Source organism: Oscillatoria nigro-viridis PCC 7112 (assembly GCF_000317475.1).
GTDB classification, from domain to species: Bacteria; Cyanobacteriota; Cyanobacteriia; order Cyanobacteriales; family Microcoleaceae; genus Microcoleus; species Microcoleus nigroviridis.
The window spans coordinates 3,738,094-3,759,211 of record NC_019729.1 but is presented as its reverse complement, the minus strand read 5'-3'; the positions used below and the strand labels follow the sequence as shown (position 1 = coordinate 3,759,211).

Sequence of the window (21,118 nt, the reverse complement as noted above, 5' to 3'; positions counted from 1 at the left end):
ATTGTCTGCCATCGCCAGGACATGATATTAAGCAACAATCTGGAAGTCGCTGACTGTCAGGGACGGGGTATCGTCAAGCGTGGCAAATAGCGCACCCGTTCCCAAACCAGATTGTGCCCCATTCTGGTTGAAGAATAAGTGGCCCGTGGCGCGACTGTAAACAATTAATTCCGTGCTGGTTTCTACTTCTAAATCGCTATTTACAAAGCCAATCTGAGCAGAAGTAATTGCTCCGAATGCAGTTTGACCTAAGAGAATTTGATCGGTACTAATGGTAAAATCAGCAACGCGATCGCTCCTAAAATCAGCAGTATTAAAAGCACTGTTCGATGTAAAAATAAACCGATCTTGACTATCACCACCAGTTAGAAAGTCATTGCCTGCATTCCCTGCAAGTTGGTCGTTGCCATCGCCACCAATCAGCGTATCATTGCCATCGCCACCGGAAACACTGTCATCACCTAAGCCACCATTAAATGTGTCGTCGCCACCGGACATGTCAACAACTGAATTGGCGTAGGTTCCCAACAAGTTAATTACATCATTACCATCAGAATTGGAACTCGCAGCTTCATCGCCCTTGATGTTGATAAAGAAGCGAAAGTCGTTCATGGTAATAGTAATGCTGTCGTTACCGATGCCGCCGATAATTTTGTCCTCGGAACTCGGTGCATCGTTGGGATTGGTGTTGTTGTCCCAGGTTTCAGCAAAGGTGATGTTGATGCTGTCATTACCAACACCGCCTCGAACATCATTTACGCCGTCGGGGTCGGTAATGGTGTCGTCGCCAGTTCCGCCGAAAATGCGATCGAGATTGCCTAAACCGCCGTTGATGAGGTCATTGCCGCCCTGGCCATCAATGAAATCATCCGCGCCGTCGTCTTTGATGGTGTCGTCGCCGTCCGCGCCCATCAGTGTATCTGGATCGGGAGTACCGCTGAGAATCAAAGGGGTAATCGGGGGGTTTGTATTAACCGGATTGACGGTGAGGTTGACCTTAGCTGTTGCCGTACCTCCTTGACTGTCACTGACTTGATAAGTTAAATAGTCCGCGCCGTGGAAGTTAGGATTGGGGGTATAAAGGATGAAATCACCGATCGCCGCGCCCGGTATGCCATTTTTCACCAAAGCCTGACCATGAGACGGATTGGTGGCAATGCTGAGAGTCAGCGGATCGCCATCTGGATCGCTGTCGTTGGACAAAACATCGATCGCAATCGCCGAGTCTTGATTTGCGATCGCACTATCTGCGCTCGCGATCGGCAATTTGTTGACTGCTTTAACTGTCACCTCAACCTTGGTAACAGCCGTACCTCCCTTACCGTCTGAGACTTGATACAAAAAGATATCATCCCCGCTAAAGTCGCGATTGGGAGTGTAGGTGATGGAATCGTCTTGTGGATTGTCCGGCGTACCGTTGTTGTTGACTTCTGCTTTACCGTTGCTTGCGGCCCTGAAAATGCTGAGGTTCAGGGGGTCGCCATCCGGTTCGCTGTCATTGGCGAGGACGTTAATATCGATCGCGCTGCCAGCATTTACAGTCGCAGCGTCCCCAGATGCGATCGGCGATCTGTTGGGATCGACAGTCACTTCTACTTTGGTAACAGCAGTACCTCCCTTACCGTCTGAGATTTGATAGACAAACACATCCGGCCCGCTGAAGTTGGGATTGGGGGTGTAGGCGACGAAATCGTCTTTCGGATCGTCGGGCGTACCGTTGTGCCTGACTTCTGCTTTGCCGTTGTCTGAAGTCTTGAAAATGCTGAGAGTCAGCGGGTCGCCGTCGGGGTCGCTATCGTTAGCCAAAACATCGATATCGATCGCGCTGCCAGCATTGGCGATCGCACTGTCGCCCGCTGCGATCGGCGGCTGGTTTGCGATCGAGAGAGGGGGGACTGAGAGAGAGGGTGTCGGTGTCGGAGATGGCGGGAATGTCGGATTGCCCGGGAATGGCGGAGTGGGCAATGTCGGATTGCCCGGGAATGACGGAGTGGGAAATGTCGGATTGGGCGGGAATGACGGAGTGGGAAATGTCGGATTGGGCGGGAATGACGGAGTGGGTGTCGGAGTGGGAGAGGGTGTCGGAGTGGGCGGGAGTGGCGGAGTGGGTGGGAGTGGCGGAGTGGGCGGGAATGACGGAGTGGGCAATGTCGGAGTGGGCGGGAGTGGCGGAGTGGGCGGGAGTGGCGGAGTGGGTGGTGGTGAGGCAGAGAAAGTCAAGTTGACATTAGCTGTTGCTGTAGCCCCTTGACCGTCACTGACTTGATAGCTGAAGCTCTCTGTGCCACCATTAAATCCGAGATTGGCAGTATAAGTAATAAAATCATCATTGGGATTGTCCGGCGTGTTGTTATTATTAACGACTGCCGTTCCATTCACCGGATTGGTAACAATGCCGATCGTCAGAGGGTCGCCATCGGGGTCGCTGTCGTTGGACAGGACGTTAATATTGACTGGATTTTTGCGATCGGCGATCGCGCTGTCGTTTGCTGCTACAGGCGATCGGTTGGCGATCGCAAATCCCTTAGAAAATTCCGAAGTATTATTAGCAGGATCGATCGCCGTTGCTGTAATAAATTGACCGACGGGTAGGGAACTGCCATAGGTATAGTTGAAACTATTTTTACCGCTACCGTCCGTAGTGACAATCGTAGAACCGAGGAATGTTTTGCCTTCACCAAAGCCAGTTGGGTCGAGACTGGAGTTAGCAAAGAATTCCAGCCGGAATTGTTGATTTGGAGTGCTATTGAGAGTGCCTTGAATCTCAGTTTTCTTGCCATTTGAGTGGGCAAAAGTGATGGCGGGAAAGTTTTGGAGGTTGTTAGCACCCGTGTCAGTATCGTTTAGATCGTTAGGGGTGACTCCATCATTTGCTAAGTCAATGCCCAAACCATTATTGTTGAAAATACTATTGCCTGAAATGCCATTCCCAGTGCCAGAGTTAACAGCTATTCCAGCTAAATTGTTGTAAGCAATCGCATTTCCAGTTCCCGGTTCTATACCGCCGATCGTATTATTAGCATTATTTTGAATCAAGACACCGTTGCCTAGATTGCCCGAGGGACTGACTCCATCTGCTTGGATGCCGATGTAGTTGCCTGCTACAATTGTTAACTTATTGTCGATCGCCTTAAAGTTGCTTTTAATCGCGATTCCGTTACCTCGATTGCTCGAAATAACATTGCGTTCGGCAACATCATTCAATCCGTCGCCGTTCGTGCCGATGCGATTTTCGGTTCCGGCGGTGGGATAGATCGAGATACCATCCCCACTGTTACCGCGATCGAGATTGCCAGTTAAATTGGTGCCGATATAGTTGCCATAAATCCAGTTTTTGGCTGCACCATTAGATAGTTTGATGCCAGCCGCATTGTCGGACTCGCCGGAAAAGCTGTTAATTGCCAGTCCTCGGATAACAGAATTGCTTGCCTGAATGTCCAGTCCGATCGGTGAATTCGATGCCGCGCCGTTGAGTTCAATTCGCGGCGCACCCTGGAAACCGGGGCCGCCTTGACTCCAACCGTCGATCGTGACGGTATCTGTAATTGTCGGTAAAGCAGATGTCAGGTTGATAGTTTGAGGGTTGGTAAATGCGATCGGAATCAGGATCGGCTTCTGGAATGGTAATGGAATCTGGATGAAATTGGTAATTTGGAATGCGATCGTATCTGCACCGGGATGAGCGTTGGCATTAAGCATTGCCTGTCGCAACGAACCAGCCCCGCTGTCATTGGTATTTGTCACCAAAAAAGTCACTCCAGCATCAGGCAGGACAGAAACGCTGATGCTGCCAAAAACATCGCTATTATCGGTGGCAGTTCCCGCAGAATTGCCCGCACTGCTGCCGTTGAAGGTAGGTAGAGTGTTAATCGCTGTCACCGTTGGAGCTAGCGCCACCCCAGCCGCACTGGCGAGGTCAGGAGTCACGGCAAAAATTGCCCCGCCCTTTCCCTGACCGTTGTTGCCCGACTTGGCATTGGAAGTCGCAGCGACGATACGGCCTAACCCACCTGTTGCGGTGTTATTCAGAAATCGACTGTTGAATAGAGTAAGGGAACCATTGCGAATAAAAATCGCACCCCCCAGTCCAGCACCACCGCCACCACCGCCAGAATAATCATAGCCATCGGTGTTGTCACCGCCCTTGCCACCCTTACCACCGAAGCTTCCCCCACTACCCGGAATGCCGCCAGAACCTAATCTGCTGCTGCCGCCACCGCCACCGCCACCCCCAAAGCCGCCGTTACCACCCGATCCGCCAAGGTTGAAGGGACTGGTGCTGACTTCAGCGAAAGCGCGACCGCCACCTCCACCGCCACCGCCAAAGCCACCGCTTCCACCGATGCCACCAGCAGTACCCCAACCCCCGCCGCCACCTCCTCCAAAGTCGCCACCCGTGCCGCCAAAACCACCCCAATTGGGCACACTTACACCGCCACCGCCACCGCCACCGCCAACGCCACCACTGCCGCCATTTCCCGCAATGTTGCCAATACCGCCGCCGCCACCACCCCCACCAACACCACCGCCGATACCGCCATTTTCCTGCCAGGGACCGTTGACACCATTGCCACCATTGCCTGCTGGATTGCCGCTAAATATGGTGCCTGTACCGCTACCGCCATTATTAGTAGTACCTCCGTCTGTGGAGATGACACCGCTCATGAAGCCACCACCGCCACCACCAAAATTGGTAAAAGTGGTGCTGCCACCGTTGCCACCAAAGCTACCGCCACCGGCACCACCACCAAAACCGCCGTTGCCACCACTGCCACCAAAGCCGCCACCGCCACTACCAAAGACACTACTGATGCCATTGCCACCAACTGCCTGGTTATTTGAGAAGGTGACGTTATTGACGCTGACGGTACCGCCATTGATGAACAGCGCACCGCCCATACCAGCGCCACCGCCACTACCGTCGCCACCCTTTCCCCGACCATTTGCCAGGGTGAGGTTCTGGAAGTTGACAGTGCCTTGGTTGACGAAGAAAAGGCGGACATCACCAGCGTCGTTGCTGCCGTTTTGGTTGGCATCGCCGCTGATAGTGAGGTTGTTGACTCCAGTACCTGTGATGGTGAGGCTGTCGTTGACGATTAGTTGCGCTGAAAGGCCGATCGTCCTGGGTATGGCAAAGAATAGGGGGTCGAAGATAATTGTGTCTGCGCCAGCTTGAGTATTAGCCTGTTTGATGGCATATCGCAGGGAACCGGGATCGCTTTCGTTGTCGTTGGCGTTGGTGACGGTGAAAGTAGTCATAATTTTTGCCCTATACTTTTACTTTGGTTTAAACAATACAGAACTCAACTTCTTGAATAAATCTGGAGTTTCTGTTCGAGAAGCCTGCTGTTTGAGTTTTTTGTAACCTATTACTTGGTATTCACAATCTGAGCCGATCGGTCAAATATCCGTACACTCAGCCATGACAAGCTCGTCACCCTGACTTCACAATCCGCGATCGCCCTGACATAATTTGTGTCTATCTGTCAAAAATAGCTAATTTTTTAAGTATCGCACTCGACTGTTACGTAAATTTACAGATCCGACAAAGCGATCCGAAATCTCTACCCCACTATCCCAAACTCTGGTTATTTTTAAATTCCTTTAACCCATGCGATCGTAAATTTGAATTTCTCAGATTCCCAACAATAATTACTAATAACTACCGCTCGATAACTAATACCAAGGTACGAATTGAGCTTTGTCGATCGCATCCGACAAATGTCACGATCGGGCCATGACAAATGTCACGGGCGATCCTATTTCAGTTGTAAATATCTGTAGGGGTAGTGCCCCCGTGCCTACCCCCCCACCGACAAATGGTCGGTTATTTCTGAGATGTTGCACCATTCTCAATAAGGCTTTTAGGAACAGGCAAGATGCCTGTTCCACAAAGAGTAAATTTTATTGTGGAACAGGCATCTTGCCTGTTCTTGAGAATGGTGCAAGATATGAGTTATTTCAGACATCGGGGCCGGCACGGGGGCACGGCCCCTACAAAGAATGAAACCGCAATATCACGATCGCCCCATGACATTAGTCATCAACCCAGTGATGGCTAATGACTAATGACTGATAACTCATGACTGATGACTGATGACTGTTAAAAGCGCGCCTGGGCCTCACAAAGACGGTACGAGCTCGATCGCATTTACGCTGGCAGGTGCTGGGGCTGGCATGATGGTAGTGGTTGCCGGAACCAGGAGATTTTGACCGATCTTCAACCCATCGGGTGCAATCCCCTTAACAGTAACTAACGTGGTGAATCCACTTGCAGTCTCAGTTCCATCTGAGTCGATTTGCACTTGCGTATCGCCACCCACATCCACCAAGCGCAGAAAGCCTTGGGCAATGGGATCGCCGATAAGATACTGTGCGTTGGCGTACACACCAGCCAGCAGTTCTCGTAAATCCAACACATCATTGCCATTGGCAAAATCGGTAATGATATCGCCTGTATTTTTCGAGATATTGTAAGCAAAGTTGAAGCTGGTGTAGGCAAAGCGATCGTCCCCTGCACCTCCCGTCAGGGTATCGGCATCGTTCCCCGATAAGAGTTCGGACATCCTGGCCGTGCCGAACAAAACATCATTGCCGTTGCCACCGGAAACAATATCGTTACCCCATTCACTGTAAATTGTGTCATCTCCATCGCCACCATCGAGTTTGTTATCGCCATCGTTAGCAGTGATGACATTATTCAGGGAATTGCCGGTACCATCGATCGCCTCGTGCCACAGGCTCGACACAGTAAGATTTTCGACGTTATCGGGCAGCGTATAGCTCGCAATCACTAACACCGTATCAATCCCATTATCGGGCTGTTCGATAACGATATCGCCCAAACTGTCTGCGGTATAAGTGTCATCACCCGCGCCGCCCCGCATCAAATCGTTACCCGTACCGCCATGCAATACGTCATTTCCCGAACCGCCTTCGAGGGTGTCATCGCCATCCCAACCGAATAAGCCCAGGTTTTGCTCGCTGACACCGAACCTATCAGAACCTGTATTCGCAAGTCCGATGAAGTTGTTGAGCGCATTTCCCGATCCGCTGATTGCACTACTATGGGGAGAGAGGTACAAATTTTCGACGTTAGCGCTCAAGGCGTAATTGACGGTGGCAAAAACCGCATCCGTGCCACTTTCGGCATCTTCGACTACTCGGTCGCCCCGATCTTCTACCCAATAAGTATCATTACCAATGCCACCCACCATCAAGTCATCACCGCTACTACCCGTGAGTTGATCGTCGCCTGCATTTCCCCAAAGGCTGTCATTTCCCTCCATCCCGACAAAAGCATTATTTTCCCCATTGCCTACCATCTGGTTGTTGAGGCTGTTGCCCGTACCCCAAAGTGCCGTATTTCCTTTCAGAATCAGGTTTTCGATGTTATCTCCCAACCGGTAGGATTCGATCGAACTTTCCACTGTATCGATGCCGCCATTCAAAGCTTCGATGACTCTATCTTCAATGCTATCGACAGAGTAAAGGTCATCGCCTGCACCACCAAACATCGTGTCGTTGCCGCTGCCACCGTTTAAGGTGTCGTTTCCACCTTCCCCAAACAGAAGATCGTCGCCATCGCCTCCCGATAGAATGTCATCGCGCACTCCACCATACAGGCTGTCATTCCCTGCGAGTCCAGATAGATAGGGATCGTATGACAACCGGGGAAGACGCAACCAAGAATTGGTCGAAGGACGATCGGAATAAAGAGCATCGTTACCATTTGTTCCAGTAGCCATAATAGGGATTCCTCCTAATTGTTTTGAGTAATTGTTAGGCGTTGAATTTTTAATTTGAAAGTGTAGATGCAATGTAAATAATTGCTGGTTGCTGTTGATATATTGAAGATATCGTTCGAGCTGGGTCGATCGCATCAGACAAATGTCACGATCGAGCCATGACATTTGTCACGGGCGATCGAACAAGGGAAGAGTTTTTGGTAAATTGGCGATCGATCGCAACACCATCGAAGTCGAGCGCTTGGAAACGAATTGCGATCGTCTGGCATCCCCGAATCTAGAGAAATCGATCGCAGATAAATCGTTAATAGAGATTTATGTTTGGAAAATCCGCAAACGATATGTGGTGAACCTTTACTAACTGGATTTCAACTCAATTTACGAGAAAATTGTTTAGATATTATTGGCGATTTTTTACTAAAAAACAACAAACAACAAACAACCAATAACCAATAATATGATGTTCCAATGCTTACCCTAAATCTTGGATCTTGACGCTACAGTGATTTTTAGGCTAGAATGGTAAGTAAGGGCGCGATCGCTCTCTTCTTAACAAAAATGTCCCCAACAAAGCGTACAGCTTTTTGGCAACAAATTTCTTCATTTCATAGAAACCAGTATAGATTTGCACTACAAAATGAAAAAAGCCTTGAAAGTATTGGGCAATCCAATTGTTAAATGGTCTGAGATCGGGACGATCGGGCTGATTTTCCTTTCCCTTGTAGGCGGAAATTTCATCGCCTCCCTTGTAGCCGGAAATTTCATCGCCGAAAGACGCGAACAAGAAATCGAAGCAGAGTTAGCAGCTTTTAGCAGCAAAGTTACGAGACAAACTGATTATAACGAAACGGCGATCGCCCTGAAAACTCTGTCCGCTCAGCTAGGATTCAATGTGTATTCTTGGTCGGAAGATACCAAAAGTAAATTTGCCCGAGACATTGCCAAAATCGCGATCGAACCGGGCGATCGGAAATCTTGGGAAGCGATCGAACCAAAACTAAAGGAATACCTCAACGCCCAAATTACTAAACCCAGCAGCGAAATCGATCGACCCCCACCCGAACTCCAGCAATATTTGAAAGTTAATGCCAAGACGATCGCGCAGATTCGAGAAGTGGTTTCTCGCCAAGGCGCACCCGTTTGGAAAATGAACCTCGATCCTGTTTTAGAAGGAGATTTTGCGTTTCCCTTGCCGAGTTATTTGGGTATCGCCCAACTGCAAAAAGTTCTGGCCTTGGATATCCTTGAAAAACAGCGAAACGGGCAAACAGAAGCCGCTCGATCGATGTTGGAAACCACTTGGCAAATCAACACCTCTTTAGAAGACAGTCCACTCCTGATCGGTCAATTGGTGAATCTGATTAACGGACGGTATATTGCCGGAACGATGCGAAAATTAGGCAATCTTCCGATCGAATGGCAGCAGCGTTTGGTCGATCGCGATTATTCGCAGTCAGTTGTAACATCCATTCAAGGAGAATATTTCGGGTATTTTAACAGGATTCGCAGGACTCCCCCCAAAGAAATATTCACCACAGTTGAGCTTTTTGAATACAATCCAACCCCCGCTATCAATCCAACCCCCGCTAAAACCCTACAAAAACAAGCCGCAACGCTGGCAGCCGTGTCACTATCTCCCATAACAAAACTATGGCTGCGATTCTCGGCGATCGATGGGTATCAAGTTAACAAAAAGGCGATCGAACAGTACCAAGCGCAACCGATGAATGTCTGTGCATCTGATGCGTTCGAGTTCAAAGAACGGCCTGCTTTCTGGAACGTCGTCGGTCAAATTACCTTTCCTTCCTCTTTCAATCAGCCTGCCAAAGGGCAAAAGTTTATGCTGGATTCTGAGTTGACTCAGAAAGTTTTGCAAGCGAACGCTTTGGCTGCTAAAACGGGTCAATGGCCTGGGACCCTTCCCAATTTGGAATCGTCAGTCTGTCCGGGATATACCTGGGTGTATCAGGTTGCCAAAGATGGTACGATGTCGCTGTCTTTGAGTCAGGAACCGAAATGGGCGGCACAACGCCTGAAATATAGCGGATTGCCTTTAACTTACCGCAGTAGGAAATTGCCCGATCGCGTTGCCAGATATTAGTCGATCGACCCAGAAGATTCGGAGTTTTCCAACCAAGTAAGGAAGGAATTGGCAACGAGTGCCGCTTGAGTTCGATCGCGCAAATTCAATCGCGCTAGAATATGACTGATATGATTTCTGACCGTTCCTTCCGATAAAAATAATGTTTGAGCAATTTCGCGATTGCTAGACCCTTTAGCAATTAACAGCAGCACTTCTCGTTCTCTAGCAGTCAATTCTGTCATGCCTGGTGGCAGTTCGAGTTTGTTTGGTTTGGGCGCGATCGCCTGCGCTACCATCTTTTCTAAAATGCCAGGTCCAAACTGAGTGTAACCTTTATAAATGCTGTGAATTGCTTCAACTAATTCTGCTGCGGGCGTATCCTTCAAGACATATCCTTTGGCTCCATAGCGAATCGCTTCGGCAATATATTGGGTGTCGTTAAATGTCGTCAAAATGAGAATTTTTGTATCGGGATATTTCTGACAGATGTGTTGAGTTGCCTTCACCCCATCCATAATCGGCATCTGGATATCCATCAGCACGACATCGGGCGGTAAAAATTGGGTATGCAATACTTCGAGTTGTTCGATCGCCCGCTGTCCGTTGTTTGCTTCCCCGACAATTTGTAAATCTGGCTGGGTTTCCAACAATGCTTTTAAGCTACTCCGAATTAAGTCCTGGTCTTCAACAAGTAATATACGAATCATAAGAGTTTAGAGTTAAAATTTGAAGTTGCAAGTTTAAAATTGAAAGTGGAAAGTTATAATTTATATTACTTTTGGTTGCCTTGTAATGATTAAACCACAGAGGCCGCAGAGGAGGCAGAGAAATGGGAGAGAAAGTCATCATGCCGATGCTACCGGATGTGATATTACTAGGAGTGCAGGTATCTTGCTCGCGCGTATTTTATAGCCCATGCGCGGTTTACAACATTGACGCTCGTTATGTTAATCATTACCAATTACCAATTCCCAATGCCCAATTACCAATTACCCATCACTGGAAAATAAGCATTAATACAACATCCCCGATCGAGTTCGCTGGCAATCTCCAAAGATCCGCCTAAAGCCGCCACTCGCTCCTGCATTCCCTGAAGACCAAAACCCGATCGACTCTCACCCATTTGAAAGCCTTTACCATTATCCTGAAGCTTGAGGAAAATTCCGGCAGCATTCGATTCAATCTGAAGCTGTACCGCTGTTGCTGCTGCATACTTGCAGATATTAGTCAACCCCTCTTGCACGATTCGATAGAGGGCAATATTGACAGCATGGGAAACAGATCGATCGAGGTGAATCTGACAGTTGGGTTGTACGCTTGTCGTTTGGTGAAATGCTTGAATTAAATGCGCGATCGCCTCTGCCAATCCCTTCCCCTGCAACGGATCGTCCCGCATGGCCGACACCGATTGCCGCACGGCTTGCAATGCCTCGGAACCCAGTTGTTTGGCTTTCACGAGAAACGGATATGCTCGATCTGGATGTTCGTTCCACATCGCCAGTGCCGTTTCCATGTGCAGGTTGAGCGCTACCAGCGAATGACCTAAAGAATCGTGAATATCGCGGGCAATCCGATTGCGTTCCTGCTCGATCGCCAGATCTTCCACCTGCATTTGCAAGCGGCGAATCGTCAATTGATGCGCTACTCTAGCACAAACTTCTTCGATTTGAAAGGGTTTGGTAATATAGTCCGCTCCACCCACCGCAAACGCTTTCACCTTATCGAATACTTCATTGAGCGCACTGATAAAAATCACCGGAATATTATCGGTTTGGGGATTAGCTTTCAAGTGCTGACACACTTCATATCCATCCATCTGGGGCATCATGATATCCAGCAAAATCAAATCGGGGGGTTGCGCTTGCACGCCTCTTAATGCCATTGCCCCACTCTTGACGATGCGAACTTCATAACCTTGCTGCGCCAGCATCTCGGACAGCAGATGAAGATTCTCTATGGTATCGTCTACGATGAGAATATCTGCACTTGGGGGTTGAGGGGCATTCATAACTATCTATCGCACAAGGGACGGGAGAACAATTTTTCCGAATTCCTGTTCCCTCTAAATCAAAGTTAACCTTCAATTCACCTGTTTAACAAAAAACATATCGAACAAAAAAATATCACCCGATCGAAACCGGAGATAGAGATAATGCTGGGCAGACTAAAACTCGGATCGCAATTTACCTTCTTGCTTGCCCTGGTTTTTCTGGCAGGTATCTTGCTGAGTGGGCTCACCCTGTGGAATACCCTACGACACGCGGCAGAAGAAGAGATTACCACGCGGGCAAGCATTTTGATGGAGACGATCGACTCTGCCCGCAACTACACGATTCAGCGCGTCAGTCCCCTGCTGCAAAATAGTCTAGACACCAAGTCTACCTTTTTGCCAGAAGCTATTCCTGCCTTTGCCGCGCGAGAAATTTTTGAACGATTTCGCTATCTCCCCGACTACCACGGCTTTTTCTACAAAGAAGCAGCCCCCAACCCCTCGAATCTCCGAGATCGCGCCGATCGGTTTGAAACCGCACTCGTCGAACAGTTTCGCCGTCAGCCGGATCTTTCAGAACTTTCGGGCTACCGAAAAACCGCAGGATCGACCCTATTTTACATCGCCCGACCCCTGGCAATGAAAGAAGCCAGTTGCCTGCAATGTCACGGCAAGCCAGCCGATGCGCCCAAAGGTCAAATTGCCATTTACGGCGATCGAACGGGCTTTGGCTGGAAGTTAGATGAAGTGGTTGCCACCCAAATGATTTACGTTCCTGCTGATGAAGTTTTTGCCCACAGCCGCCGGAATATGGTGCCGGTGATGAGCATTTTTATGGCGATGTTTGCGGTGGCTGTGTTATCGATTAACAGGTGGTTGAAGCGGCGAGTGATTCAACCACTGAAGCAACTGACTGCGATCGCTCATCAAGTCAGTGCGCGGCCCATTACCGCAGAACAAGTGGGCGCATTTAACGCGCCGGAAATTGCCAAAGTGGCGCAACGAGGCGACGAACCGGGACAACTGGCCCGCACTTTTCAGGATATGGCCCACGAAGTCAGCGCCCGCGAACGCAACCTCAGCCAAGCTGTCGAACAGCGCACGGCGCAATTGGCAGATAGCATGAAAGAAGCTGAGAAAGCTAAAGCTAAAGCTGAAGCGGCCGATCGGGCGAAGAGTCAGTTTTTGGCTAACATGAGTCACGAGTTGCGAACTCCACTCAATGCCATTCTCGGTTTTACTCAATTAATGTTGCGATCGCCAAGCGATGCTGCTGGAATCAGCAACCTCGCGCCGCAGACGCAACAGCGATATTTGGACACGATTAATCGCAGCGGCGAACACCTACTGGCGTTGATTAACAATGTCTTGGAAATGTCCAAGATCGAAGCGGGACGGATAACTTTCCAAGCAAGGGATTTTGACCTTTACGCGCTGCTAGATACGCTACAACAAATGCTCAGTTTGAAAGCCGAATCGAAGGGTTTGCAACTTAAGTTTAGTCGATCGAGCGATGTGCCTCAATTCGTTCGTACCGATGAAGCTAAATTACGTCAGGTGTTAATCAATTTGCTCGGTAATGCGATTAAGTTTACCCAAGCCGGAAGTGTCGCCCTACGAGTAACAAGAGGTGAAGAAGGCACTCTCCAATTCACCGTAGCAGACACGGGTGCCGGCATTGCTCCCTCGGAACGAGATCGCCTGTTCGAGCCCTTCGTCCAAACAGCAACCGGACAGCATTCTCAAGAGGGAACCGGACTGGGATTGTCTATCAGTCGGAAATTCGTACAACTCATGGGAGGGGAGATTGCTGTTGAGAGTATTCCCGGCAAAGGCAGCACTTTCCGGTTTGAAATTCAAGTGGAGTTGGCTGCAAAGGCGATCGCATCACCAAAACAAGAACGATCTATTGTCGGACTGGCTGACGGACAAATTACCTATCGAATTCTAGTTGTTGACGATAAACTTGAAAATCGCCAACTGTTGGTGGAATTACTAATCCCGATCGGATTTGAGGTGCAAACAGCTATTAACGGACAAGAGGCGATCGCGCTTTGGCAAAGTTGGCAACCGCATCTCATTTGGATGGATATTCGGATGCCTGTCATGGATGGATATGCTGCCACCCAGCAGATCGAGGCTAGCAGTCAAGCTATGGGTGTTCCTTTTCCTATTATTATTGCCTTGACGGGTAGCGCTTTTGAAGAAGAGCGTCAAGTTGCTATAGCTGCTGGGTTTGACGATTTTGTACGCAAACCTTTTCGGACTGAAACTATCTTTGCCAAAATGGCAGAATATCTAGGGGTTCGCTATGTTTATGTCGAGGACAAGCCGCTTTCTTCCCCATCCCTTCGCCCTCTGACTGCTTCTGACTTGACAGGAATGCCAACAGCTTGGATAGAACAGTTGCATCAAGCCGCGATCGAACTCAATATCAAGAAAATTCGCAAGTTAATTGCACAAATCCCGGCCGATCGTCCTGACCTCACCCACGCCCTCAACGATTTAGCCGATCGCCTGTGTTATGAAGACATCATTGCCCTAACCGTTCCTGATACTTTTAATTCAGACAATCCCCGACAATCGGCGAAAATCTGAATATAGCACACTCATCAGACACGTCTGAGAGTATGGTGGTATCCCACAAAGCTTTGAGAAAAATTCCCAAAGCACCATTAAAGTCACGGGGTATTTCACAACCACAATTGGGGCATCTAAAGACTTTAGAACCGCCCAAATTTGTATGAATATGACCGCATTTTGTACAAGTTTTAGAAGTGTATTCTTCAGTTACCCTAACCAATCTCGAACCGTAACGATTACAGAGATGTTCTAAGGTTTGGGAGAATTGATAGAATGCCCAAGTCATCATTGCTCTCGCTGACTTAGAATTGAGCTGGCGAGTACCTTTTGCCACCATTTGAGAAGTTTCAAAAGTTGGCAAGTAAATGACATCGTAATTGCGTGCCAAGTAGCTTCCCACTTGCTTGTGAATTTCCGAACGCAAGTTCTTGATTTTAGTCCTAACTTTTTCCATCGCCTGTCTTAGTCGGTAACGCAATCGGGAAAACTCACCACCTTTTAATTTGCTAAGCTTTGACTGCATTTTGTCTAAATGTTGACATATCCTAGCGATTCTCCCAAAGTCGTATTTACCGAATTCAGTGAAATAATTGCCATCAAACCCGGTCAAGAAACAGCGCAGTCCGGGGTCAAGTGCGATGGTCTTACCACCATTCTTTGGTTCTGGAACGTCCATCTCTACAGGCATATTTACAAACCAACGCCCTTTGTTGTAGGTAACTTCTACGGCTTTGTTGTAGTTAGTCAAGCAAAAATCTTGTCCAGTCCAAAGAGGCTTCTCTAAAACTTTACTAGCATTAGCCATTAGATGACCATTCTTGTAGTCGCCAGGAGCGAACTGAATTGTCTGTTTTTGGTCGCGGACCGCTCGGAATCGTGCTAACTTTAATCCGACTAAAGGATTAATTTTGGCATTTTTTCCTTTACCTGTTTGAGCGGGCTGCTTGTCGGTTTTCTTCCAAGCTGTGTAAGCCTCAAAGAGTGCGTTATCTAACCCGTGAGCTATTCCTAGCTCTTTGCACCACTCAGGGATTATCTGGTAGTCCAAGGTTTTACAAAAACTCCGAAATGCTTGCTTGCCTGAAGTCTTTAATACTGGCTGATTGGTCTTTTTGTCCACTGTGTAGTAGGTAAATTTTCCTTGATGTTGATTGAGGTAAGCTATCGCGTTATTGTAGACTTTTCGATTGGCGTGAATCCTCAGTAGCCAGATTTTCTTGGTCTCCCCCTTTGGGTACACTCGGTAGGTCAGAGTCTTCAATGATTTGCTTTTTGTACTTTTTGAGTCCGTAGAGTCGGCAACTGAAGACGTGGATGATGGCGAGTATGTCTTGAACCCTTTTTCTTTCTGGACTAAGTGAGTTATTGTTGAGAACCAGAATTTTACACCCGCCCCGCTCCGCAAACCATGAGATAAGATCGAACCCGAATCGGCACAGCCTATCTTTTGAGGCAATGACAACCATTCCGATGTCGCCTGTGTAAATGTGTTCCAGTAGGGCGATAAGACCTTTCCTTTTGAAATTGAGGCCGCTCCCGATGTCTTGGATGATTTCACATCCGGGGTAGCGAGACAGAAGAAAGTCAGTCTGTCGTGGAAGGTCGGCTTTTTGACTTCGACTGCTAACTCTGGCGTAGAGGATGGTTGGTTTAGTAGATGGAATATCGACAATTGAGTCGCAGTCGTACCGTCGCTGTCCTGACGGTGTTCTGTAGGCTTTGATTTTCCCTTCTTTTTCCCACCGCTCAAGGGTTTTTGAACATACTCCAAGTCGTTGAACAGCGATTCTTGGTGGTACATATTTGGACATATTGAGTTTTTCTGTGTGAATCACTCCATCCTAGAGCGATTGTCGAGGCTTTTACGGAAATGTCTAAGAAAAACTCGTCCTAGGGATTACTCCACCTGCCGATCGAGGCTAATAAATGACTGCTGACTAATGACTGCTGACTCATGACTTAACGCGCCACCTGCCGCATATATTCCCCCCACAACTGGGCGGCATTTGCACTACCTCCCCCAGTCGGAGAATTATCATCATTTCCCAACCAAACTCCTGTCACCAGTTGCTGACTCGGAATATAACCGACAAACCACAAATCTCTATTATCATTAGTCGTGCCTGTTTTTCCAGCTTCTCCCAACCCCAAAGCAGCACTGCTGCCCGTACCTCCCCGCACAACACCTTGCAGCATATCAGTCATCGTATCCGCTACGCCTTCAGGAACTAACTGCCGATTGGCAATGCCATCTTTTTGATAGTCATAAATCACCCGACAACTGTTAAAATCATTTCTATCTTTGCAATCGCTGCTGTCAATAATTCTCTTAATTACGTGGGGGCGATTCCCCAAACCCCGATTGGCCAAAACCCCGAATGCACCCGTTAATTGCAATACGTTAACTTCACTTTCACCTAATACTAAACCTGGGTTAGAACGCAGTTCAGATGTAATCCCTAAACGTCGGGCCATTTGCACTACATTGTCTAAACCGACATCCTGTGCTACTCTCAAAGCAATTGCATTTTCCGACTGTGCTAAACCCCGATACATATCAGCACTACCGCTGGTTCTTTCGCAGCCGCTGTAACTTTGTCCGCCCCAAGAAAGGGGAGCGCAAGAATAAGTTTTATCGGGTGAGATTCCCCGCTCCAGCGCGGCTGCATAGGTGAATATCTTAAATGTAGAACCGGGCTGTCTCAAAGCTTGGGTAGCCCGATTAAACTGACTTTTCAAGTAATCTACGCCCCCAACTAAAGCTAAGACTTCCCCCGTTGTAGTATTGAGAGTTACTACGGCTCCTTGAGAAAAGCCAGCACTTGCTCCGGCATTTTCAACAGCATTTCTGAGGGAAGCTTCAGCTACTTTTTGCAGACCGGGATTCAAACCTGTTTCTACAATAAAATTGCCTTCTCTGGCTAACTGCTCCCCCAGCAAAAACTCCAATTCGTCAAATACATAACTGTAGAAATAAGGAGCGATCGTACTTTGCAGATATTGGCGGGCTTTGGGATTGATATCAATTCGCGATCGCCTCGCGCGATCGGCTTCTTCCTGAGAAACCGTCCCCAGTGCCCGCATCCGTTCGATCACTCGATCGCGGTACTGTACCGCCAACTGATAATTTTGAATTGGATTAAAACTGTTTGGCGCCGGCAAAATTCCCGCCAAAGTTGCCGCCTCTGACAAAGTTAAATCCTTCGCCGACTTGCCAAAATAAAACCGAGACGCATCCTCAAAACCGTAAAGGTCAATTCCTAAAAACACGCGATTCAAATAAGTCAGCAACAGTTCGTCTTTGCTGTAATAATTCTCCAGTTTCAGGGCAACTACAGCTTCCCGCAACTTGCGTCCCGCCGAATCTTGAGTTCCCACATAATCTCGAAACAAACTCCTCGCTAACTGCTGCGTCAGAGTGCTGCCGCCTTCGCGAATTCCTCCCCCGCGAACATTGGTCAAAAGCGCCCGCAAAACCCCGATCGGATCTACCCCCAAATGCCAATTGTAGCGGCTGTCTTCCGAAGCAAGTACAGCCTTGGATAAATAAGGCGAAAAATCCTGCAATTGCTTTAATTCTAAGTGAGCGTTATTCTGAGGAGGACGCAGCGGAGTTTGCCCGTCGCGGGCGTAAACAATCACCGGGCCATTGATACTTCTCGGCAGAGGCCGCACGTGAAACTTGGTCGATTCCATGCCTACCAACACGGCAATCAAAGCGGTGATTCCGCTGACGCCGTAAAAGCTGTAACGCACAAGTTGCAAATACCAAGGCGGCGGATATACGTACTGAATTCTGACAGCGGCGGCCAGTTCCGGCGGCCCTAAAGTGAACACGTCTCCGTGGCGCAGGGACATACTTTTAACTCGCCTTTTGCCATTGTAAATGCCGTTTGTGGAGTCTTCATCTTTGATGACAAAAGGAGTCCGCCGCCGACTATCGCGCGACAGGGATAAGTGCACGTGACTGACAACGGGATTGCGAACTACAATATCTGAAGATTTGGACGATCGACCTAACAAATATCGATCGCCCAACAGCGGATAAACCTCAGCTTTAGCTGCACCCGCATCCTGTACCCACAGTTCGGGTACTTTGGCATTCGGTTTCAGGGCTAGCTGGTTAAAATTAACCTTGGCAATAGTCTGGACTGCTTGGGTAATCGCACCCAAGACGGTTTGAGGTTTGCGGGGCGGCGGCGGTGGGGTCATATTTCGCTGTGCTCTACGATCGAGCGATCGGCTCTTGCACCATTCTACTCGCAACTTTTGGCTAATTTCACGATCGGCTCACACTCTCTTAGCGATCGTCGGCTAGTGGCGATCGATTTTGTGGTTCTTGGTTAACCCGCAAGGCGAGCCGTTTATTTAGCCAATCTCCATCCAGCCACAAAAAATCCCGCTTTCACCAGAAGAATATTAAGTTATCATAAACTTGCCAAAATTTCAACACTTTCGATAACATTTCTCCCTGATTTACCAACAATTCGCATATTAAAACCCCCCTTTTTCAAGGGGGGTTAACAGCCAAAAATCAGCTTGATTCTCCTTACATCGAAGAACCCAAACCGGCATAAGCACCGTAGAAGAAAAGAGCCACAATGCTCAGAACACCGAGGCCTGCGACAGTAGCTACCAGCCACAAAGGAATTCTGCCACTTTCACTAAACATAGCCATCACCTCACTAATTCACAGCTAAACACATTCGATCGAACTATCAAAAGCCAACTCAGACACCAGTTAATTAAAGAAATAACTGGAAAACAAAATACCCAAAACAAAAATCAGCAACAAACCCAAATACAAAGAAGTCCTGTTTAACTCAACAGGCTGCTCGTTGGGATTAGGAACGCGCTCAGGCATTGTAAACTCCTATCGTTGAATAAATTGCATTGCTGCGATCGCGCCCAAAAAGAAAATTGTTGGGACACCTAAAGTATGAACTGCCAACCAGCGCACCGTAAAAATCGGATACGAAATAGGCTCATTATTTGGGGTTCTGCTCGTCATTTTTCCAAATCCTTGTTAAATTACTTGGCAATGAACTGATCTACTTGTTTCTTAGCTTCAAAGCGATCCGAGATAATCGGCACTTCTTCCCGCTGCGGTGTGAAATACTGGTTAGGGCGAGGAGTTCCGAAAGCATCGTAAGCCAAACCCGTTTGCACAAACAGCCATCCAGCAATAAACAAAGCCGGAATGGTGATGCTGTGAATTACCCAATAACGGATACTTGTAATAATGTCCCCAAACGGACGTTCTCCAGTTGTACCAGCCATTTAGAATCCTCCTTTCAACAACAAATTGACTGACAATCTCTCTTACTATTCTACTATCAAGCAGCTTGCGCTGAACCTTGATATTTAAGTAGAGTTCCGCTCGCGCCGAGTACAAATCCGCGATCGGGGCCCATAAAGACAATCCTGTAAAAATTAGCGGGAACATCTTCAACTTCGCGGTCTTTTTGCCAAGTTTTCCCGCCGTCAAAACTGCACAGCAAATTGCCGCCGCCGCCGGCTACCCAAACTTCATTATCAGTCCGGTAAGCCATGTCCAGCAAACCCCAACTCGCCTTGCGATCGGGAAAAAACGGTTTTCCCCAGCCTTCAGGACTTTCCGGGTCGCTAAACTGAATCTGACCGCCGCGGGCGAGCATCCACAAACGCCCGTCCTTGGTAAAGCCCATATTTTGCAGGCGGCGAGAACTATTGCGGTTGTGAGGTTCCCAAGCTGCTTGTCCGGGTTTCCACACCGAGTAGAAATTTCCCTTCGAGGAAACCGCAACATACTGCCCGTCTTCAGAACGGTTGATATTGCGAACTACCCCAAAAGAATCCTGCACGACAGCTTTCCAATTTTTGCCGCCGTCGGAAGTCCGGTAAATCGCCCCGACATCTGTCGTCATCTGGGCGGAATTCGGGCCCAAAGCCGCGATCGTACTCGGAGAACCTGGCAACTGAGAGCTCAAAGCAATCCGCGTCCAAGACTTGCCCTCATCGTTCGTGTGGAGCAAAACAGAAGGCTGGCCGACAATCCAGCCTTCGGAACCCGAAAAACTCACCGACGCAAAACGCGATCTGGGATCGTCGATATCTAGTGCTATAGACTTCCAGCTAGTACCGCCGTCGAGGGTTTCGAGCAGAGTAGCCTCAGAACCTACAACCCAGCCGTGCTGAGGATTGCCCGTAAAGGCAATATCCTGCAAATTAGCTTCCGTCGGCAAGGAAATCACTTGCCAGGGGTTGTAACTCACAGAACCGATGGTGCTGCAACTCGTACAGATGAGCGCAGCGGCCAATAACATTACAATTCGTTGCCAAAATCTCACAATCGTTTTACTGCAAACCATACATACTAAGTAACAACAAGAAACCAACGACCAAGCCGCCAAAAATCAGCAAACTTTTCTGACCTTCGGTCATGCCGTTGACACCGACACCGTAACGCTGATTTGCCTTAAATCCCGATACCCCTTCCATCTGACCGAGATTTTGAAACATGGATTTGCGCGCCCCGCAAACGGGACAGACCCAAGTTTGGGGCAAATCTTCAAAAGCCGTGCCCGGGGCAATGTCAATTTTAGGATTTCCCTTTTTCGGCTCATATACGTAGCCGCAGGCGCGGCACTCGTGCCGATCGAGGGTTTTGGTTTCAGTAGCTCGATCGCTCATAGCTCCAAAAGAGTAGGTAAGCTAATCTTAAAATATACATTA

The 21,118-nt window shown here is 48.5% G+C and carries 16 protein-coding genes and 1 pseudogene; 3 read left to right on the top strand and 14 right to left on the bottom strand.

Annotated features, from left to right (window positions below; all coding sequences use genetic code 11):
• Window positions 1–27: 27 nt before the first annotated feature.
• Window positions 28–5,259, bottom strand: a complete 5,232-nt coding sequence (locus OSC7112_RS39795) for a beta strand repeat-containing protein (protein WP_015176861.1) — start codon at window positions 5,257–5,259, stop codon at window positions 28–30.
• An 863-nt stretch (window positions 5,260–6,122) separates the two neighbouring features.
• Entirely contained in the window at window positions 6,123–7,748 is a 1,626-nt protein-coding gene (locus OSC7112_RS15890) for a calcium-binding protein (protein ID WP_015176859.1), read from the bottom strand.
• Window positions 7,749–7,890: 142 nt separating this feature from the next.
• On the opposite strand from OSC7112_RS15890, the gene OSC7112_RS38235 reads away from it, so the two are divergent.
• Both OSC7112_RS38235 and OSC7112_RS15885 read left to right on the top strand, forming a co-directional pair.
• On the top strand, window positions 7,891–8,109 hold the full coding sequence (locus tag OSC7112_RS38235) for a hypothetical protein (RefSeq protein ID WP_150111550.1): 219 nt from the start codon (window positions 7,891–7,893) through the stop codon (window positions 8,107–8,109).
• A 276-nt stretch (window positions 8,110–8,385) separates the two neighbouring features.
• Window positions 8,386–9,849 (top strand): hypothetical protein, encoded by a 1,464-nt coding sequence (locus OSC7112_RS15885; protein WP_015176858.1) that lies wholly within the window; start codon window positions 8,386–8,388, stop codon window positions 9,847–9,849.
• Here OSC7112_RS15885 and OSC7112_RS15880 read toward each other — a convergent pair.
• Both OSC7112_RS15880 and OSC7112_RS15875 read right to left on the bottom strand, forming a co-directional pair.
• A complete protein-coding gene (locus OSC7112_RS15880) occupies window positions 9,846–10,538 on the bottom strand; it encodes a response regulator transcription factor (protein ID WP_015176857.1) in 693 nt (230 codons plus the stop codon). The two genes, OSC7112_RS15885 and OSC7112_RS15880, sit on opposite strands and share 4 nt — an antisense overlap.
• A 275-nt stretch (window positions 10,539–10,813) precedes the next feature.
• Window positions 10,814–11,839, bottom strand: a complete 1,026-nt coding sequence (locus OSC7112_RS15875; RefSeq protein WP_015176855.1) for an ATP-binding response regulator — start codon at window positions 11,837–11,839, stop codon at window positions 10,814–10,816.
• A gap of 144 nt (window positions 11,840–11,983) precedes the next feature.
• Between OSC7112_RS15875 and OSC7112_RS15870 the strand changes: the two genes are divergently transcribed.
• On the top strand, window positions 11,984–14,419 hold the full coding sequence (locus tag OSC7112_RS15870) for a c-type heme family protein (RefSeq protein ID WP_015176854.1): 2,436 nt from the start codon (window positions 11,984–11,986) through the stop codon (window positions 14,417–14,419).
• Here the strand turns inward: OSC7112_RS15870 and OSC7112_RS41785 are convergent.
• From OSC7112_RS41785 to OSC7112_RS15825, 10 genes and pseudogenes are all read right to left on the bottom strand, one after another.
• The gene (locus tag OSC7112_RS41785; protein WP_051041516.1) at window positions 14,382–15,644 is read right to left on the bottom strand and encodes an RNA-guided endonuclease InsQ/TnpB family protein; all 1,263 of its coding nucleotides are present in this window, start codon (window positions 15,642–15,644) and stop codon (window positions 14,382–14,384) included. The genes OSC7112_RS15870 and OSC7112_RS41785 overlap by 38 nt on opposite strands.
• Entirely contained in the window at window positions 15,574–16,128 is a 555-nt protein-coding gene (locus tag OSC7112_RS15860) for an IS607 family transposase (protein WP_510836811.1), read from the bottom strand. Before OSC7112_RS15860 ends, OSC7112_RS41785 begins: the two co-directional genes overlap by 71 nt.
• Window positions 16,126–16,215 (bottom strand): annotated as a pseudogene (locus OSC7112_RS42645) (IS607 family transposase); the annotation flags it as partial. The pseudogene OSC7112_RS42645 and the gene OSC7112_RS15860, both read right to left, overlap by 3 nt.
• A 148-nt stretch (window positions 16,216–16,363) precedes the next feature.
• Window positions 16,364–18,616: a transglycosylase domain-containing protein gene (locus OSC7112_RS15855; RefSeq protein WP_015176852.1), complete on the bottom strand. Its 2,253-nt coding sequence runs from the start codon at window positions 18,614–18,616 to the stop codon at window positions 16,364–16,366.
• A 337-nt stretch (window positions 18,617–18,953) separates the two neighbouring features.
• Window positions 18,954–19,076, bottom strand: coding sequence for a photosystem II reaction center protein J (locus tag OSC7112_RS15850; RefSeq protein WP_015176851.1), 123 nt, complete (start codon window positions 19,074–19,076; stop codon window positions 18,954–18,956).
• A gap of 69 nt (window positions 19,077–19,145) precedes the next feature.
• Window positions 19,146–19,268: a photosystem II reaction center protein PsbL gene (gene psbL / locus OSC7112_RS15845; RefSeq protein ID WP_015176850.1), complete on the bottom strand. Its 123-nt coding sequence runs from the start codon at window positions 19,266–19,268 to the stop codon at window positions 19,146–19,148.
• Window positions 19,269–19,277: 9 nt separating this feature from the next.
• Window positions 19,278–19,415: a cytochrome b559 subunit beta gene (gene psbF / locus OSC7112_RS15840; RefSeq protein WP_006635504.1), complete on the bottom strand. Its 138-nt coding sequence runs from the start codon at window positions 19,413–19,415 to the stop codon at window positions 19,278–19,280.
• Between the two features lie 20 nt (window positions 19,416–19,435).
• Complete coding sequence (gene psbE, locus OSC7112_RS15835) at window positions 19,436–19,684, bottom strand: cytochrome b559 subunit alpha (RefSeq protein ID WP_006635503.1); 249 nt, start codon at window positions 19,682–19,684, stop codon at window positions 19,436–19,438.
• Between the two features lie 56 nt (window positions 19,685–19,740).
• Window positions 19,741–20,754 carry a photosynthesis system II assembly factor Ycf48 gene (locus tag OSC7112_RS15830; protein WP_071883989.1) on the bottom strand — a complete coding sequence of 338 codons (1,014 nt, stop codon included), beginning with the start codon at window positions 20,752–20,754 and terminating at the stop codon, window positions 19,741–19,743.
• Window positions 20,741–21,076: a rubredoxin gene (locus tag OSC7112_RS15825; protein ID WP_015176848.1), complete on the bottom strand. Its 336-nt coding sequence runs from the start codon at window positions 21,074–21,076 to the stop codon at window positions 20,741–20,743. The genes OSC7112_RS15830 and OSC7112_RS15825 overlap by 14 nt, the downstream gene beginning before the upstream one ends.
• Window positions 21,077–21,118 lie beyond the last annotated feature (42 nt).

What these genes read in the sequence shown, in the direction of transcription:
- OSC7112_RS39795 (WP_015176861.1), bottom strand. Translation starts at nt 5,259, where the DNA reads ATGACTACTTTCACCGTCACCAACGCCAACGACAACGAAAGCGATCCC.
- OSC7112_RS15875 (WP_015176855.1), bottom strand. Translation starts at nt 11,839, where the DNA reads ATGAATGCCCCTCAACCCCCAAGTGCAGATATTCTCATCGTAGACGAT.
- psbL (WP_015176850.1), bottom strand. Translation starts at nt 19,268, where the DNA reads ATGCCTGAGCGCGTTCCTAATCCCAACGAGCAGCCTGTTGAGTTAAAC.
- OSC7112_RS15880 (WP_015176857.1), bottom strand. Translation starts at nt 10,538, where the DNA reads ATGATTCGTATATTACTTGTTGAAGACCAGGACTTAATTCGGAGTAGC.
- OSC7112_RS15825 (WP_015176848.1), bottom strand. Translation starts at nt 21,076, where the DNA reads ATGAGCGATCGAGCTACTGAAACCAAAACCCTCGATCGGCACGAGTGC.
- OSC7112_RS15830 (WP_071883989.1), bottom strand. Translation starts at nt 20,754, where the DNA reads ATGGTTTGCAGTAAAACGATTGTGAGATTTTGGCAACGAATTGTAATG.
- OSC7112_RS15855 (WP_015176852.1), bottom strand. Translation starts at nt 18,616, where the DNA reads ATGACCCCACCGCCGCCGCCCCGCAAACCTCAAACCGTCTTGGGTGCG.
- OSC7112_RS15850 (WP_015176851.1), bottom strand. Translation starts at nt 19,076, where the DNA reads ATGTTTAGTGAAAGTGGCAGAATTCCTTTGTGGCTGGTAGCTACTGTC.
- OSC7112_RS15870 (WP_015176854.1), top strand. Translation starts at nt 11,984, where the DNA reads ATGCTGGGCAGACTAAAACTCGGATCGCAATTTACCTTCTTGCTTGCC.
- OSC7112_RS15890 (WP_015176859.1), bottom strand. Translation starts at nt 7,748, where the DNA reads ATGGCTACTGGAACAAATGGTAACGATGCTCTTTATTCCGATCGTCCT.
- psbF (WP_006635504.1), bottom strand. Translation starts at nt 19,415, where the DNA reads ATGACGAGCAGAACCCCAAATAATGAGCCTATTTCGTATCCGATTTTT.
- OSC7112_RS15885 (WP_015176858.1), top strand. Translation starts at nt 8,386, where the DNA reads ATGAAAAAAGCCTTGAAAGTATTGGGCAATCCAATTGTTAAATGGTCT.
- OSC7112_RS38235 (WP_150111550.1), top strand. Translation starts at nt 7,891, where the DNA reads ATGTCACGATCGAGCCATGACATTTGTCACGGGCGATCGAACAAGGGA.
- psbE (WP_006635503.1), bottom strand. Translation starts at nt 19,684, where the DNA reads ATGGCTGGTACAACTGGAGAACGTCCGTTTGGGGACATTATTACAAGT.